The sequence below is a fragment of the Rhizobium sp. BK098 genome (genome assembly GCF_014193155.1).
In the GTDB taxonomy this organism is placed as follows: domain Bacteria; phylum Pseudomonadota; class Alphaproteobacteria; order Rhizobiales; family Rhizobiaceae; genus Rhizobium.
Map to the genome: position 1 here is coordinate 39685 of NZ_JACHYY010000004.1, position 15275 is coordinate 54959.

Consider the following 15275-nt stretch of genomic DNA (forward strand, 5'->3'; position numbering starts at 1 on the left):
GCCAATTCAATTGTTCAGGCGGTCCATGAATTTGAGCGGTGAACGCGTGCGCTGGACCTCATCGGCCGAGGCGAGCATGAGGGCTGCCGCCATCGGCATTGCCGCGGCGCCGATCGCGCAGGCGTCCTCGCCGAGCGAGGCACGATGGATCGATGGCAGCGCCGTGTCCTCCATATCAAGGTGGTCGTGGACATAGCGCAGCAGCTCATCGATCATGCGGATAGGCAGGCGGCCGCCAAGGATGATGGCGTCGGGATCGACGATCATGCCGATGTGCTTGACCGCGACGGCGAGATGCGCGCTCATCGTCTTCAGCCATTGCGAGACCAGCTTCCTGCCACGGGCATCCAGCGTGAGGAGGTCCGAGGGCACGTTTGCCTCGATGCCATGCTCGCCCAGGAACTTGTAGAGGAAGAAGAGCGAGAATATTTCGCCGAGAAGCTCGACTTTCTGGCCTCCCCTGTGGCGGGGATCGACGATTGGCAGCCAGCCGATCTCGCCGCTCAGGCCCATGGCGCCGCGATGGCCGGCGCCGTCGAGTACCAGCCCGCCGCCTGGGCAGGCATTGACCGAAATATAGAAGAAGCTGCGACTTTCGGCGCCAAGCCCGTAGTCAAGCTCGGCAAGCGCTGCCGCATTGGTTTCGTTCTCGATGAAGACGGGATGCTGTGTCAGGTTTTCCAATGCAGTCCGGACATCGAAATCCATCCACTCTCCGTAGTCGTCGGGCTTGCCCAGGAAGGCGATCTCGCCGAGCCAGTCCGGCATCGCAAGCCCGATACCGGCCAGATGCGCGTCGTCGATCAGACGGCTTCGCTGGAAATGCGAGATCGCATCGGCGGTCAGCTGCATGAATTCGCCGGGCAGGATGTAGCGCTTCTCATGGTGGACGCGGGCGCGCACGTTGCCGACGGCATCGACGGCGAGGATCGTCAGATGATCACGATCGATGTTGATGCCGATCGCAAAGAAGGCGTCGGGGTTGATCTCAAGCTCGATTGCCGGCTGCCCTCTCAGACCGTGGCGCCGGCGAGCTTCGATGATCAGGCCTTCATCGAGCAGGCGATCGACGATGCGGGCGATCGCCGGCTTGGTGAAGCCGGTCTGCCGGGCGATTTCCGCACGCGAAATCGGTGCCTGCCGGTGGATGCAACGCAGAACGACGGCTCGATTATGCTCGCCCGCATCCTCGACATTGGCTCCCGTCAGGTCGGGAGACAGTTTGACACCGGTCGTTTGGTTCATCATCGGGATCCTTTATCAGTCTGGCGCGCGCAAACCGGCCTCATCCCTTTACCGAGCCACTGGTCATGGAGCCAAGGATCAGCCGCTGTAGCGACAGGAAGGCCACGATCGCCGGTACGACAGAGATGAGGCAGGCGGCCGCCAGTAGCTGGATGGATGAGTCAGTTTGCATGCCACGGAAGTTAAAGATCCCGACGCCGATCGGCATCAAATTGTTTTGCGTGAGCAGCAGAAAAGGTACGAGGAATTGCGACCAGCCGGCAATGACCGTGATGATGAAGACGGAGGCGATGCCCGGTGCTGACAGCGGCAGCACGATCCGCCAGAAGACGGAGAAACGGTTGCATCCGTCGATCATCGCCGCTTCATCAAGGCTGCGTGGAATTCCGTCGATGGTGCTCTTCAGGAGCCATGTCGCAAGCGGCACGCCGAGCGCGATATAGACCATGGTCACGGCGAAATGCGTATCGAGCAGGCTAAGGCGGTTCATGTAGCGGTAGAGCGGCACCATGATGACCAGCGGCGAGATCATCTGAAAGAGCAGAAGCCCCATCATCGAAAGGCCCTTGCCCCGGAACTGAAAGCGCGAGAAGGCGTAGGCCGCGGGCATGGCGACGATCAAAACGCCGAAGCCGCTCAGAGCCGCGAGCTTCAGGCCGTTCCACAGATAGAGCGGGAAGTAGCTGTTGTTGAGCACGGTGATGAAATTGTCGATGGTGGGATTGTGCGGGATATAGCGCGCCACGCCGCGATAAATCTCCCGCTTGTCGCGTAGCGCCATCGATAGAAGGTAGGTGAGCGGGCCGGCGAAAAAGATAAACATCGCCAGCATGAAGAGATAGCTCAGAAAATCGCCTAAGCGCGTGCCGGTGCGCCTGCTCATCGTTCATCCTCCTTCGGCAGGAATGATGCGTAGACGACGGCCAGTCCGAGGCTGATAATCAGCATCAGCACGGAAAGCACGCTGCCGCCGGACAGATCGTAGTTGCGGAAGACGATGTTGAAGACATAGAGCGATATGACTTCGGTGGCGCGGCCAGGCCCACCGCCCGTCAAAGTGATGATCGCGTCGAAAGTGTTCAGCGTCATGATGGTGATGAGGATCATGTTGACGAGGATAGCCGCCCGCAGCTGCGGAATGGTGATGAAGAAGAACTGCTGCGAGCCCGTCGCGCCATCCACTTCCGCCGCCTCGTAGAGCGAGGGATCGATTGCCTTCAACGCGGCATACATGACAACCATCGAGAAGGCCGTTCCGCGCCAGATGTTCGAGATCAGGGCCGACCAAGGCGCGATGGCGGGATCGGAAAGCCAGGCAACCGTCGGCAGATGCATGAGCCGCAGGATGCTGTTGAGCGCGCCATAGGGCGCTTCCGAAAACAGCATCTGCCAGATGATGCCGCCGGCAATGCCCGGCACGACCCAGGCGATCAGCGCCGTGGTTCTGAGGATTGTCGTGCCGAACAGGCCGCGCTTTTCTCCGCGAACGACGACGACGGCGACGGCAAGGCCGAGGATCTGCTGGCCGATGACGCTGCCGCCGACGAAGACGAGGGTAGCCCAGAGGATGTCGGGAAGCTGCGGCGAACTCAGCATGTTCGCAATGGAAGCGAGTGTATAATCCTGATTGTCACCGATCAGCGTCGCATTGGTGAAAGACAGACGGAACACGTCGATCATCGGATAGAGATAGAAGATGCCGATGACGATGATGACGGGCATGATCCAGGGTAGAGGCGCACCGGCAAAGCGGCGCATTAACGATCTGCTGTGGGGTCGGCTGGCAGCCTCGATGGCGATTGGGGTCATTGGGCTTCTCTGTCCGGGTTTGATACTGCCGGCTGCGCCCCTAAGGGCGCTGCCGTGATCGCAATCGTTAGAGACGCTTGTAAGCCTCCATAGTCGCCTTGAAAGCCGCGTTAAGGGCCTCTTCCGGCTGTTTGGTACCCGACAGGACGTCGCCCATCATGATCTGGATCTGATTTGAGATTTCCGGATAGATCGGAGCGCCGGGGCGGGCCTGGCCGTTGGCGAGAGCTTCGGCAAAGGTCTTGTTGGCTTCGGTCGCGAAGACCTCATATTTGTCGAAGAGCGACTTGCGCGTCGGCAATTGCTGCTGAAGCGCATTGCCCGGCCCCATGTAGATATCCCGGGCAAGATTGGCGCACATCTCGACCTTGGCCTTGTCCTTGCTGAACGAGGCAATCGTCCAGCCGCCGGTACCGGTCGAGCGCTGATCGGCAGTCGGGCCTGGGATGGGCGAGAAAGTCCAGTTGGCGAACTCGTCTGCATCCAGTGTTGCCTTCAATTGGGCAAGCTGCCAGTTGCCGCCGATGAAGAGCGCCGTCGTTCCGGCAGCAGCGGCCGCGTTCAGATCATCATAGTTGCCGATCGTGGTCACACGCTTGGGTGCGGCGCCGGAATCGACGAGATCCTTGTAATAGGTCAGCGCCTTGAGGAATTTCTCCTTGTTTTCGCCCTCGCCGAAAACAGGTTTGCCGCTATCGTCGACGAGCTTGCCGCCGAGCGCCCAGTAATTGGCGAGCCAGTCGAAGGTCGACCCCTCATAGCGGCCGGCGTTGAAAAGAATACCCTCCATGCCTTCCTTGACGGAGGCGATGCCGGCCTTCTTCAGGTCGTCCCAGGTCTGCGGTGCATCGGGGACGATGGACTTGTTGCGGTATAGAACGCGAAGGTCAGTGTCCCACCACCAGGCGCGGATCGTCTGATCCTTGTCGGTAATGCCGTTGCGGATGAAGGGAAAGAGATCGGCAACCTCATCCTTGGAGAAATAGGGGGTGAAGTCGGCGAGCACATGATTGACCATGAACTGTGAGAGGACGAAGGAGTCGACAGCGGCGCAGTCGGGAGCGTTGCCGGCCTTCGCCTGTTCGAGCATTTTTGCCTGTTCGGTACCGATATCCGCCGACATGAACTGCATCTGCAGTTTCCAGTCGGGATGCTTCTTGATGAAATCGACGAAGAGCTTTTGGTAGCCCTGAGCAATCGCCGGATCGGCATTGTTGGGACTGTCGTTCGTGAGCCGGACAGTAAGGGTTTTCGGCGCATCTGCAAGGCCGATCCTGTCCTTCGTCGCCAGTTCCTGGGCAAACGCGGCAGGCAATGAAAACAACATCGTGCTCAGCGCCAAGGCGCTGACGAACGCTCTCTTCATGATGGGTCTCCTCCCCATTTAAACGGATACAGCCTGGCGGTCAGTTGACCTCTCCTCATTTCCATGCTGCATTAATTAGATTAAGTTACTTTGGTTTGATGTCAAGTCGCAGCTCGGGAGGATTGAGATGCCGGCGACATTCAACAGTAGCTAGCGGCCTCAACCCGCGGCTCCCCATCGCAGAATAATCGAGCCGTTGCGGGCAGCCGCAATGGGCAGCGAGGTTTGCTCCGGCTGTCGAAACAGCCAAACCATCCATGGAGGATCAGATGCGTCTACTCATTCTCGGCACCGGCGGAATGGCCAACAAGCATGCGGCAAGTTTCAAGGAGATCGAAGGTGTCAGCGTCGTGGGCGGCGTCGATGTCGTGCCCGAGCGGCTGGCCGCCTTTTGCTCGGAACACGGTATTCCCAATCGTTTTGCCTCGCTGGAAGAGGCCTTGGCCTGGGGCGAGTTTGATGCCGTGGCCAATGTGACGCCTGACGCTGTTCACCACCCGACGACGCTGCAGGCGATTGCGGCCGGCAAGCATGTCTTCTGCGAAAAGCCGCTTGCGACCGACGCAACCAAGGCGATGGAAATGACCGAGGCTATCGAGAAGGCCGGCAAGGTCGGCATGGTGAATTTCACCTATCGCAATTCACCTGCCCTGCAAAAGGGGCGGCAGATGGTGCTCGCCGGCGAAATCGGCAAGGTGAGGCATGTCGAAGCTTCGCATTTGCAAAGCTGGCTGGTGGGGAAGCATTGGGGCGACTGGAAATCCGAGAGCAAATGGCTGTGGCGTCTCAGCAAGAAGCATGGCTCGAACGGTGCGCTTGGCGATATCGGTATCCATATCGTGGACTTCGCCTCCTATGGTTCCGGTCTCGATATCGCTCATGTTTTCGCACGGCTGAAGACCTTCAACAAGGCGCCGGGTGACAAGATCGGCGAATACGATCTCGATGCGAATGACAGCTTCACGATGAATGTCGACTTCACGACGGGAGCGATCGGCACCATCCAGGCGACGCGCACCGCCGCCGGGCAGATGGACCAACTGCGCCTCCGGATTTACGGCGAGACGGGCTCGATCGAGATCATCTATGACACTGGAAAATCGACGCTTCGCGCTTGTCTCGGCGAAGACGTTCATACGGCAACGTGGCGCGATATCCCGTTCGACGAAGTGGAAACCAATTATCAGCGGTTTGTCCAGGCGGTCAGAATGGGCAGGACGCAGGAACCTTCGTTCCGCCGTGCGGCCAAGATTCAGAAGGTGCTGGATAAGGCGCTCGCCTCGGATACTAGCCATAAAGACGAGGCACTTGCCTGAATCCGCAGTGAGCCTCAGCCTGAGACCGGCGGCAGCAGGGTATTCAGAAAAGGCAGGAGTGCCGCCCCCAGCGCCACGCCGCCGCCGCTGAAGCTTGCCGGCTTCATCGGTGAGATCCAAGGCGTGAGGAAGGGGCGCTTCGACGTATCACGGCGCTCGACAGACAGCTGATGGATCAGCGCGTCGATGACGCCTCGCGGCAGGTCGCCGCCGATCATGATGACGCTCGGCGCTATGAAGCCGGCCATCGCGATGATCGGATCAAGCAGGTGGCTTGCCGCCTCGCGGATCCATTCCGCGAGCAATGGTGATGGCGGCTCCTGTCCGTCTATCAGGCGGCTGAATTCGTCGCCGCTGAGAAATTTGCGCAGTGCGCCAAATCCGACGACCGTGTTCAAGGGAACATTGTCGGGGCCGGTTCGCATATCGCCGATATTGCCCGCACGTCCGTGAACGCCCGAATAGGGAATACCGCGAACGAGGAAGCCGGCCTGCACATCCTCGTCGATGATGATCATCGCGAGACCACCTTTCAGGGGCGGCGTGCCGATCGTGCGCTCGGCGAGGAGGCTTGCCGTGCATTCGCTCTCGACATAGCTGCGCGGCAGTTTCGATGCGGCATCCAGCTGCTCGCGCTCTTCCGCGCTCCAGTCGTTCGAGCCGATACCCAGACCGATGATCGGCAGGTCGGCGTGACGGCCAATCATGCCCTCGATCGCCGATTGGATCGATGTGACTCTGCTTCTCTGCGTAAGAGGAAAATAAACGCGGTCGTGAACCTGGCCGCTGAGATCGACAAGCACGGCCTCGCCGCGATTTTGACGAGCACGGATACCGATCGAGAAGGCCCCTTCGGGCCGCAGGGCAAATTCCGTTGATGTCGCGCCGCCACCGGCACCTTTGCGCCTATGCGATGTCACCAGCCCTTCATCGCCAAGCCGGCGCAGAATGTTGGTGATTCCCGGTCCGGTCAGCCCCGAATGTTTTCCAAGCTCCATGCGGGTCAAAGGGCCGTGGCGGCGGATCGCCTCCAGAATGACGCGAATATTTCTATCGGCGATTTCTCCAGACCGCAGACCGAGTGTCTTACCCCGCGTAACGTCCGCATCCTGCGGCTGATAGCGCCGTGGCCCGGATCGAAGATACCGCATGTTCGATTTCCTTGCGTATCCTGATGCTTGTGTATCACGGACAAAACTCTCGCAACTTATTTCTGTGCGCCTTGACGCTAAAACAAAGTTACTTAATCTAAATTCCGGCTGCGCGATCCGCTGGGAGGAGATGGGATGCGGGGCTGGCGACCCATTTGCGCTGATCTATTCTCTCCTCCGCCGTCAGTTGCCGATTTTCCGATAGGATCCGCCATGTCTCTTACTATTGCTCAACGCCTTGATCGCCTGAAAGTCCGCACTGCAGAGCTTGCGCATTGGCGTGACAGACAAAGCCTCGCGATCGACGGTTGGACCTTCGATGGAGAGCCGATAGCGCATCATCAGGATTGGCCACATCGCAATGGGACGATTCGCTTCGCTGCCAAGGCAACGGCGCCGCAGGACTGGCCGCTCGAGCAGATCCGCCTACAGCTCGATCTTGGCGGCGAGAGCCTGCTGACGCTGCGTTATCCTGATGGCGAAGCTGAGACCTTCGGCCTCGACCCCTATCACCAGGAATTTCCGATCAAGGGTCGCGATTTCCAGATCGCCACCGAGAGCGTCGCGCGTTTTCCGTTCGGGGAGCCGAACAGGGCGCCGAAACTCAACAAGGCGCGATTGATCTGGTTGGATGAACCGGTCCACCGGCTGCATCTCCTGTTGCAACAGATCGGCGAGGCTGCCGATGTTCTTGACGGCCACGAAGTCGTGCCGCATCTGATCGATGCCGCCGAACGGGCGCTGCGCAGCCTCGATTGGCCCTCCGACACATCAGCCTATATCTCGCGCACCTCGGGCGCGGCAATGCAGCAGAAGATCTGGGAACTGCCGGAACTTCAGGACAATCCGGCCGGTCTCAGCGAAGCGCAGAGTGCTTCGGCAGCTGCTGCCTATGATGAATTGCTTGCGCAACTGAAAGAGCTTCAAAAGCGCTTCCCACAGAATGGCGAACTGCTGCTGACCGGTCATGCCCATATCGACCTGGCATGGCTTTGGCCCTATGACGAAACGCGCCGCAAGATGCGCCGCACCTTCAACACCGCGCTTTCGCTGATGGAACGCTCCGACGACTTCCGCTTCAACCAATCGACCGCCCAATACTATGCGCAGATGGAAGAGGATGATCCGGAATTGCTCGAGCGGATCAAGAAGAAGGTTACCGAAGGAAAATGGGAAACCCTCGGCGGCATGTGGGTCGAGCCTGATACCAACATGCCCACAGGCGAGAGCCTCGTACGCCAGGTGCTGTACGGCCAGCGTTATTTCGAAAAGCATTTTGGCCTGCGTCACAGCGTCTGCTGGCTGCCCGACTGCTTCGGCTTTTCAGGTGCCTTGCCGCAGATCCTGCGGCTTGGAGGCATCGACAGCTTCTTCACGATCAAGGTGAACTGGAGCGAAAGTAATCACATTCCGTCCGACCTGTTCTGGTGGAAGGGGCTCGATGGCAGCAAGGTTCTCACTCACACCTTCGATAACCCCATGCAAGGTTACAACGGCTTCGTGCAGCCGGATTGCTTCGTGCCGACCTGGAAGAATTTCCGCGGCAAGACACAGCATGACACCTCGCTGCTGGCCGTCGGCTATGGCGACGGCGGCGGCGGCGTCACGCCGGAAATGGTCGAGCGCGAGGTACAGCTCCGCGACTTCCCGGCGATCCCGAAGGCACGCTGGGGCACCGTGAAGGGCTATTACGAAAAGGCGCACCGCACCGCTAAGGAAAAGGAGCTTCCGGTCTGGGATGGAGAAATCTACCTGGAGCTGCACCGCGCGACGCTGACATCGCAAAGCGGGGTCAAGCGCAAGCATCGCCAGGCCGAACGCGCCCTGATCACGGCGGAGACGCTGGCCTCGCTTGCCCATATGCTGGGCGCTGCCAAACCTCTGAGCCTGGAGGCTGATTGGCGCGTCGTTCTGAAGAACGAGTTTCACGATATCCTGCCTGGATCGAGCATTCGCGAGGTCTATGCCGATGCCGAGCGCGAGCTTGACGGCGTGATCGACAATGCCAAGGCGGAGCAGGTCAGGTCTCTGACAACGCTGTCGGCCCATCTTCCGGTTGGCGAGGTCACGGATGCGCTTGTTGTGGTCAACCCATCCCTTTCGCCGCGCCCGCTGACCGCAACCCTATCGGACGGAACGGTCCTTGCATCTGCCGATCCCATCGCGCCTCTTTCCGTCGCGGTCTTCGATCGCAACGCACTGAAGCCCGCAGTTGGGCTCAAGGCAGATACCCATCATCTCGAAAACCAGCATCTGTCCGTTACCATCGGCAAGGATGGCGCCGTATCGAGCCTTATTCACAAGGCGACGGGACGAGAAGCGATTGAGGGGGTAGCCAATCAGCTCTGGGTCTATCCAGTCGACAAGCCGCGCAACTGGGATGCCTGGGACGTCGACGCCGACTATGCCGAGAAAGGCATCCGGCTCGATCGGCCGGAGAGCATCACTCTGGTCGAGGAGGGACCGCATCGCGCCGCGATCCGTGTCATCAATCGGTACCGCAACTCGACCGTGACCCAGCTTTATGTTCTGACGGCCAATGCCCGCAGGCTGGATATCGAGACGACGATCGATTGGCACGACCGGCGTACCCTGCTTCGGACGCTGAACCCGGTTGCCATGCGGTCGCGCACCGCGACTTTCGAATGCGCCTTCGGCATCGTCGAGCGGCAAACGCATAACAACACCTCCTGGGAGCAGGCGATGTTCGAGGCGGCTGCACATCGCTTCGTCGATCTGAGTGAACCCGGCTTCGGCGTCGCCCTGCTCAACAACGCCAAATACGGTCACAGCGCCCGCGGCAATGTCATCGGCATGAGCCTCGTGCGCTCGCCGATCTATCCCGATCCACTCGCCGACGAAGGCGAGCAGAGCTTTACCTATGCGCTGATGCCGCATGAGGGCGCCTGGTATGACGCTGGCGTTCTAGCTGAGGCGATCGATCTCAACCAGCCGCTGCTCAGCATGGAGGCAAGCGGTCTTGCGGCCGGCACCTTGTCGCCGCTCGCTATCGAAGGCATACCTGTCGCCTTCTCCGGCCTGAAGCCGGCCGAGGAGGGAGAGGGACTTATCCTGCGACTTTACGAACCAGCCGGTCGGCGCGGCCGCCTGTCGCTGACCCTGCCGTCAAGATGGCAGGCTTCGGGGCCGCTGAACATTCTGGAGGAGCCGATCGAACGCACCGGCCCTGCCGACATCATGCCGTTTGAAATCCGGACCTGGAAATTGCAGCGTACCTGACGGCAAAGCTCGATTTTGTCGGGCCATAGCCTTTGCTCCGGAGAGCCGCCTTATCAGCGGCTCTCCAATATCCGCATCAACCGGCCGCGATAGCTGTCGAGAATGACGGCGAGCACGATGACGGCGCCGATAACGATCGGCTTGATATTGTCGTCGGCACCCAGGAGCTGCAGCCCCGTGGACAGCACCTGCAGAATGCAGGCTCCGACAAGCGTTCCGATGATCGAGCCCTTGCCGCCGGAGAGACTGGTGCCGCCAATGATGACGGCCGCAATGGCGTTCAACTCATAGCCGATGCCGGCGACAGGGCTGCCGACATTGAGGCGGAGCAGGTAGACCATGGCGGCAATGCCGGCAGTCAACCCGGAAATGGTGAAGACCGCGATCTTGTACTTCTTCGGCTCATGACCTGAGAGGCGGACGGCCTCCTCATTCGTCCCGATTGCGAAGATGAAACGCCCGAACACCGTGTAGCGCAGCACGAACCAGCCGATGAGGACGACGACGATCGCGATCAGGAAGATCGACGGGAGGACGCCCCAGAAAATCAGATTGCCGAAGTCGACGAAGGGCTGCGGCAGGCCGGTGATGGTGGAGTTATCACTGACGACGCGGGCAAGGCCGCTTGCGACGTTGAGCATGCCAAGGGTGACGATGAAGGATGGAAGTTTCCATTTCTCGCAGATCCATCCGTTGATGGCACCCAGGATTGCGCCGGCCCCCATCGAGGCGAGTGATGCGAGAGCGATCGCCTGCCAGGGAGAAAATCTCGGGTCGATCATGATCGTCGCGCCGATGACCGTACAAAGCGCCAGCAGCGATCCGACGGAAAGATCGATGCCGCCGGTGAGAATGACGAAGGTCATGCCGGCGGCAAGCACCGTATTGATGGCGATCTGCACGAAGATCTTCAGGAAGTTCTCCGGCGTCGCGAAATAGGGCGCAGTCAGCGAGAAGAAGATCAAAATCAGGACGAGGGCGATGGCGACACCGGCTTCTTTCATCGAGATCCGGATGAGCTTGTCCCAGACGCTGGCTTCTTTTGCCTCGGTCGCCTTTTCAATGTTTCCGGACACGACTGTACTCCTTGTAAGCGAGCGAGAGGATCCTGCTCTCGTCAAATTGGGCTCGGGGGATTTCTCCGGCTATCTTGCCGTCCGAGAAGACGATGATGCGATGGCAAATGCTCATGAGTTCCGGCAGATCCGAAGACACGACGAGGACGCCTTTTCCCTCGGCGGCAAATCTCCCCAGAAGCTCGTAGATTTCCGCCTTGGCACCGACATCGATGCCGCGCGTCGGCTCGTCGAAGATCAGCACCTTGGGGCCGCGAAACAGCCATTTGGCGATGACAACTTTTTGCTGGTTGCCGCCGGAGAATGTCCTGACGGCCTGATGGATGGACGGTGTCTTTATCCGCAATTCACGCACAAGGCGCTGCGAGGACTCGTCTTCGACTTTGCGGATGATCAGCCCCTTGCGGGAGACTTTGGCGAGATTGGTGATGGTGGTGTTTTGCGCACAGCTCATGTCGAGCATGAGCCCTTGTATCTTGCGATCCTCGGTCGCCAGGCACAGTCCGGCGGTTACGGCGTGCTTGGGCGAGGCAATCTCGACCGGTTCGCCATCTATGCGGATTTCGCCTGCAGCCTTGGCGTCGGCGCCGAATATGGCCCGGACCGCCTCGGTGCGGCCGCTGCCGACAAGCCCGGCAATGCCGACGATTTCTCCCTTGGCGACGGAAAATGACAGTTCGGGGCTATGGCTCGTCACTTTAAGGCCAGAGACGCCAAGCGCCTCGCCGGAGATGGTGCTGTCGCCGCGGAAGGCGTCGTGCTGCGCAAGTTCGCGCCCGACCATGAGTTCGACGATTTTCGGAATTCCGAGCCCTTCGAGCGGCCGCGTGATCACATGCTGCCCGTCGCGCAGGATGGTGACGTCATCGCCCACCTCGAAGATCTCTTCGAGCCTATGCGATATATAGAGCGTGGTAACGCCCCGCGCCTTCAGCCGCTTGAGAATCTCAAAAAGCCGATCAACTTCCTTGGAGGTCAGGGTTGCCGTCGGTTCATCGAGAACCAGAAGTTTGCTTTCGTTGGAGAGCGCCTTGGCGATCTCGAGAAGCTGAAGCTGAGCGACGCTCAAGCTGCTGGCAAGCGTCGTCGGCGCCACGTTGAGGCCGACTTCCGCCAGCAGTTCCGCCGCCCTGGCGTTCATCTGCTTATAGTTCACCAGGCCATATCGGCGCGGCAGGTGTTCAAAGAGCAGGTTTTCGGCGACGGTAAGATTGGAAAGTGGATGCAGCTCCTGGTGAATGACCCGGATGCCCGCCTTGAACGCCTCGAGCGGAGAGGACGGATGATAGGCTTTGCCGTCAAACAGGATGCGGCCATCATCCGGCTTGAAGACGCCGCCAAGCAGATTGATCAGGGTCGATTTGCCGGCGCCGTTTTCACCAAGAAGAATGTGGCCCTTGCCGCGACCGATCTCTATTGAGATGTCCTTCAGCGCCACAACGCCCGGGAAGCGCTTGCCTATTCCTTCCAGCTTCAGGATGGCATCATCTACTGTCTCAGGCACGTCCACCTCATCAGCGTTTCCGTTTCGAATTGGAGATAACGATCTTCCTCGCGTCGCCTTCCACCGGGGCCAACGCCTCGCGCTAAACGCCCGCCAGAAGATCGATCGAAAAGCGGATGCGCCGGCGAATGCCGACGCATCCCTGCCCGCAAGGCGGGTTTATCGACTATTTGAGGTCCTTGGCGGTGACGAGCGTCACGTCGGTCTTCACCCAACCGGTGAATTTTTCGCCGGCATATTCGCGAAGGCCGTACTTGATGCCCATGGCCGCCATTTCCGCGCCATACTGCTCGACGGTGGCAAGCATCTTGCCGTCCTTGATCAACGGCTTGACCGACGGGATGTTGTCGAAGCCGACAACCTTGATCTTGCCTGCCTGGCCGGATGCATCGAGCGCCTTGACGACACCAAGGGCCATGGAATCGTTTGCAGCCATGACGCCTTGAATATCCTTATATTTCGTCAGGAAATTCGTCATGACGGTATTGGCTTCTTCGGTTTCCCAATGTGCGGTCTTGCTGTCGAGAAGCTCGAGCTTGCCGTTCTTAATGGAATCCATGAAGCCAGCCTTGCGCTCCTTGGCGTTGTCGGCCTCGGGATTGCCTTCCAGGATCACGACCTTTGCGCCGGGTCCAAGATCCTTGGCGAGCGCATCACCGGCAAGCTTGGCGCCGGCAGCGTTGTCAGGGCCGAAGAAGGCGAGATCGATACCGGCTGCCTTCTTGGCGTCGGCGTCAAGCGGCACATCGATATTGATGACTTTCACGCCGGCCTTCACTGCCTTGGCAAGCGGCGTTGCCATGGCCTTGGAATCGGCCGGTGCGACGACGATGATGTCGTATTTCTGCGTCACGAAATTCTCGACGGCGTCGACCTGCGAGGCAAAGTCACGTTCGTCCTTCATGCCGACGGCCTTGAAGTCGAACTTGTCCTTGTTTTCAGCGGCGTACTTGTCCGCGCCGGCCTTCATCTGCTTGAAGAACTCGTTGGACAGGGATTTCATGATCAGCCCGACCTTGGGCTTGCCGGCCGCAAAGGCAGGCGACACGCCGCAGGACAGCGCAAGCACCAGAGTGCCGGCAAGTCCGAGCTTCAGCGCCGCGCGCCGGGGTGCGTTGATCAAGACGGATTCACGCTTTGTAGAATTGGACATTTCTTTCCTCCCGAACGGTCCTGAGCTCAGCTCCAACTGAGTTGTCTGCGACAATGAACCGTTTCCACGTATATTGGGTAGCATGCTGCTAAGAATTGTCAAGGCGCTATAAACTCCGGCTGAAACCTGGCTAAAAATTCAACTTTACCAATGCTGGAAGAGAGGTATGATGAACCGTTTCCATTGTGCGGAGCGTTTATGTGGAAGCAATGGAAGATCAGCTTGACATGAAGCCTTTGACTAAGATTGCAGAGACCATTAGCTGAGAGCCCGGATCAGGACGCGCCGGAAGGTGAGATGAAGGGATATTGGTATCCATATGCCAAAGGTCGGAATTCGTGACGTTGCCAAGCTGGCAGGAGTTTCCACCGGGACCGTTTCGCGGGTTTTGAATGATCATCCCTCCGTGACCGGCGAATTGAGAGTGCGGGTCAGAGGCATTATCGAGCAGCTCGGCTATATGCCAGACCCATCTGCCAGAAGCATGCGCGGCAAGGTCAGCCGGCTCATCGGCATCGTCATTCCCGATCTTACCAACCCCTTCTTTTCGGAACTTGTGCAATCCGCAGAGCAGGCGGCGGCAAGGCATGGCTATAACATCATCGTCATGACCTCCTTTGATCATGCAGCCAAGGAGGCGGATCGAATCGGCCAGCTGACAAGCCGGAAGGTGGATGGCATCATCCTTGTTCCGAGCAATGATTTCCATACGCTCAAGCCGCCGAAGGGGTTGCCGATCGTCATCGTCGATCGCCTCCTTCCGGGATATTCCGGCATTGCTGCCGATCATCGAAGCGGCGTGCGCCTCGGTGTCGAACATCTCGTGAAGCTGGGCCATCGCCGTATAGGCTTTATTTCCGGTCCAAAAGACTCAGTTCCTGCGAATGATCGTCTCAAGGGCTATATCGATGCGATGGAGCTGATCAGCGAGGGCAAGCAGAATGCGGCGCCACTGATCGCCGAAGCCGCCTTCGACTATGAAAGCGGTCGGTCCGCCGGAAACTATCTTCTAGCGCGCGCGCGCCACGAGCGCCCAACCGCGATATTCGCAAGTTCCGACCAACAGGCGATCGGCTGCATGAGGGCAGCTCATGACTTGGGAATTCCAATCCCGGCTGCCCTTTCCATCGTCGGCTTTGACGGCATTCCGCTTGCAAGCATGACAATCCCACGCCTGACCACCGTCAAGCAGCCAATTCAGGACATAGCGGCGGCAGCGGTCGCTGTTTTATTGAGCCGGCAGGATGCCCCCGAGCTCGGCAAACCACTCTTGTTGCCCTGCGCGATTTCCGAGGGGGAAACAACCTCTTCACCGCAGCCGGATTGAAAGCGGGTGATGTCGGTGATCTAGCAGGCGGTACACTGCATATCGACTGCATCTATGACTCGCCACATTTATCTGTGCAATATCTGAA

11 protein-coding genes are annotated in these 15275 nt (G+C 59.3%); 3 read left to right on the plus strand and 8 right to left on the minus strand.

Features of this window, described 5'->3' with window-relative positions:
- Nucleotides 1–6: 6 nt before the first annotated feature.
- From FHT73_RS12230 to FHT73_RS12245, 4 genes are all read right to left on the minus strand, one after another.
- Nucleotides 7–1245 (minus strand): ROK family transcriptional regulator, encoded by a 1239-nt coding sequence (locus tag FHT73_RS12230; protein WP_183711905.1) that lies wholly within the window; start codon nt 1243–1245, stop codon nt 7–9.
- A gap of 40 nt (nt 1246–1285) precedes the next feature.
- Nucleotides 1286–2128 carry a carbohydrate ABC transporter permease gene (locus tag FHT73_RS12235; protein WP_183711907.1) on the minus strand — a complete coding sequence of 281 codons (843 nt, stop codon included), beginning with the start codon at nt 2126–2128 and terminating at the stop codon, nt 1286–1288.
- A complete protein-coding gene (locus FHT73_RS12240) occupies nt 2125–3054 on the minus strand; it encodes a sugar ABC transporter permease (protein WP_183711909.1) in 930 nt (309 codons plus the stop codon). The genes FHT73_RS12235 and FHT73_RS12240 overlap by 4 nt, the downstream gene beginning before the upstream one ends.
- 67 nt (nt 3055–3121) lie before the next feature.
- Nucleotides 3122–4420: an extracellular solute-binding protein gene (locus FHT73_RS12245; protein ID WP_183711911.1), complete on the minus strand. Its 1299-nt coding sequence runs from the start codon at nt 4418–4420 to the stop codon at nt 3122–3124.
- Between the two features lie 269 nt (nt 4421–4689).
- Between FHT73_RS12245 and FHT73_RS12250 the strand changes: the two genes are divergently transcribed.
- Nucleotides 4690–5736, plus strand: a complete 1047-nt coding sequence (locus tag FHT73_RS12250; protein WP_183711913.1) for a Gfo/Idh/MocA family oxidoreductase — start codon at nt 4690–4692, stop codon at nt 5734–5736.
- Between the two features lie 14 nt (nt 5737–5750).
- On the opposite strand, the gene FHT73_RS12255 is transcribed toward FHT73_RS12250, so the two are convergent.
- A complete protein-coding gene (locus FHT73_RS12255) occupies nt 5751–6887 on the minus strand; it encodes an ROK family transcriptional regulator (RefSeq protein WP_183711915.1) in 1137 nt (378 codons plus the stop codon).
- Nucleotides 6888–7100: 213 nt separating this feature from the next.
- Between FHT73_RS12255 and FHT73_RS12260 the strand changes: the two genes are divergently transcribed.
- Nucleotides 7101–10127, plus strand: coding sequence for a glycoside hydrolase family 38 C-terminal domain-containing protein (locus FHT73_RS12260; protein ID WP_183711917.1), 3027 nt, complete (start codon nt 7101–7103; stop codon nt 10125–10127).
- 53 nt (nt 10128–10180) lie between these two features.
- On the opposite strand, the gene FHT73_RS12265 is transcribed toward FHT73_RS12260, so the two are convergent.
- The 3 genes from FHT73_RS12265 to FHT73_RS12275 form a co-directional block, all read right to left on the minus strand.
- Complete coding sequence (locus FHT73_RS12265; protein ID WP_183711919.1) at nt 10181–11203, minus strand: ABC transporter permease; 1023 nt, start codon at nt 11201–11203, stop codon at nt 10181–10183.
- A complete protein-coding gene (locus tag FHT73_RS12270) occupies nt 11187–12707 on the minus strand; it encodes a sugar ABC transporter ATP-binding protein (protein ID WP_183711921.1) in 1521 nt (506 codons plus the stop codon). Before FHT73_RS12270 ends, FHT73_RS12265 begins: the two co-directional genes overlap by 17 nt.
- Nucleotides 12708–12873: 166 nt before the next feature.
- Nucleotides 12874–13860, minus strand: a complete 987-nt coding sequence (locus FHT73_RS12275; RefSeq protein ID WP_112338061.1) for a sugar ABC transporter substrate-binding protein — start codon at nt 13858–13860, stop codon at nt 12874–12876.
- Between the two features lie 319 nt (nt 13861–14179).
- Here FHT73_RS12275 and FHT73_RS12280 point away from each other — a divergent pair, with 319 nt between their 5' ends.
- Entirely contained in the window at nt 14180–15187 is a 1008-nt protein-coding gene (locus FHT73_RS12280) for a LacI family DNA-binding transcriptional regulator (protein WP_183711923.1), read from the plus strand.
- The last annotated feature ends 88 nt before the right edge of the window (nt 15188–15275 follow it).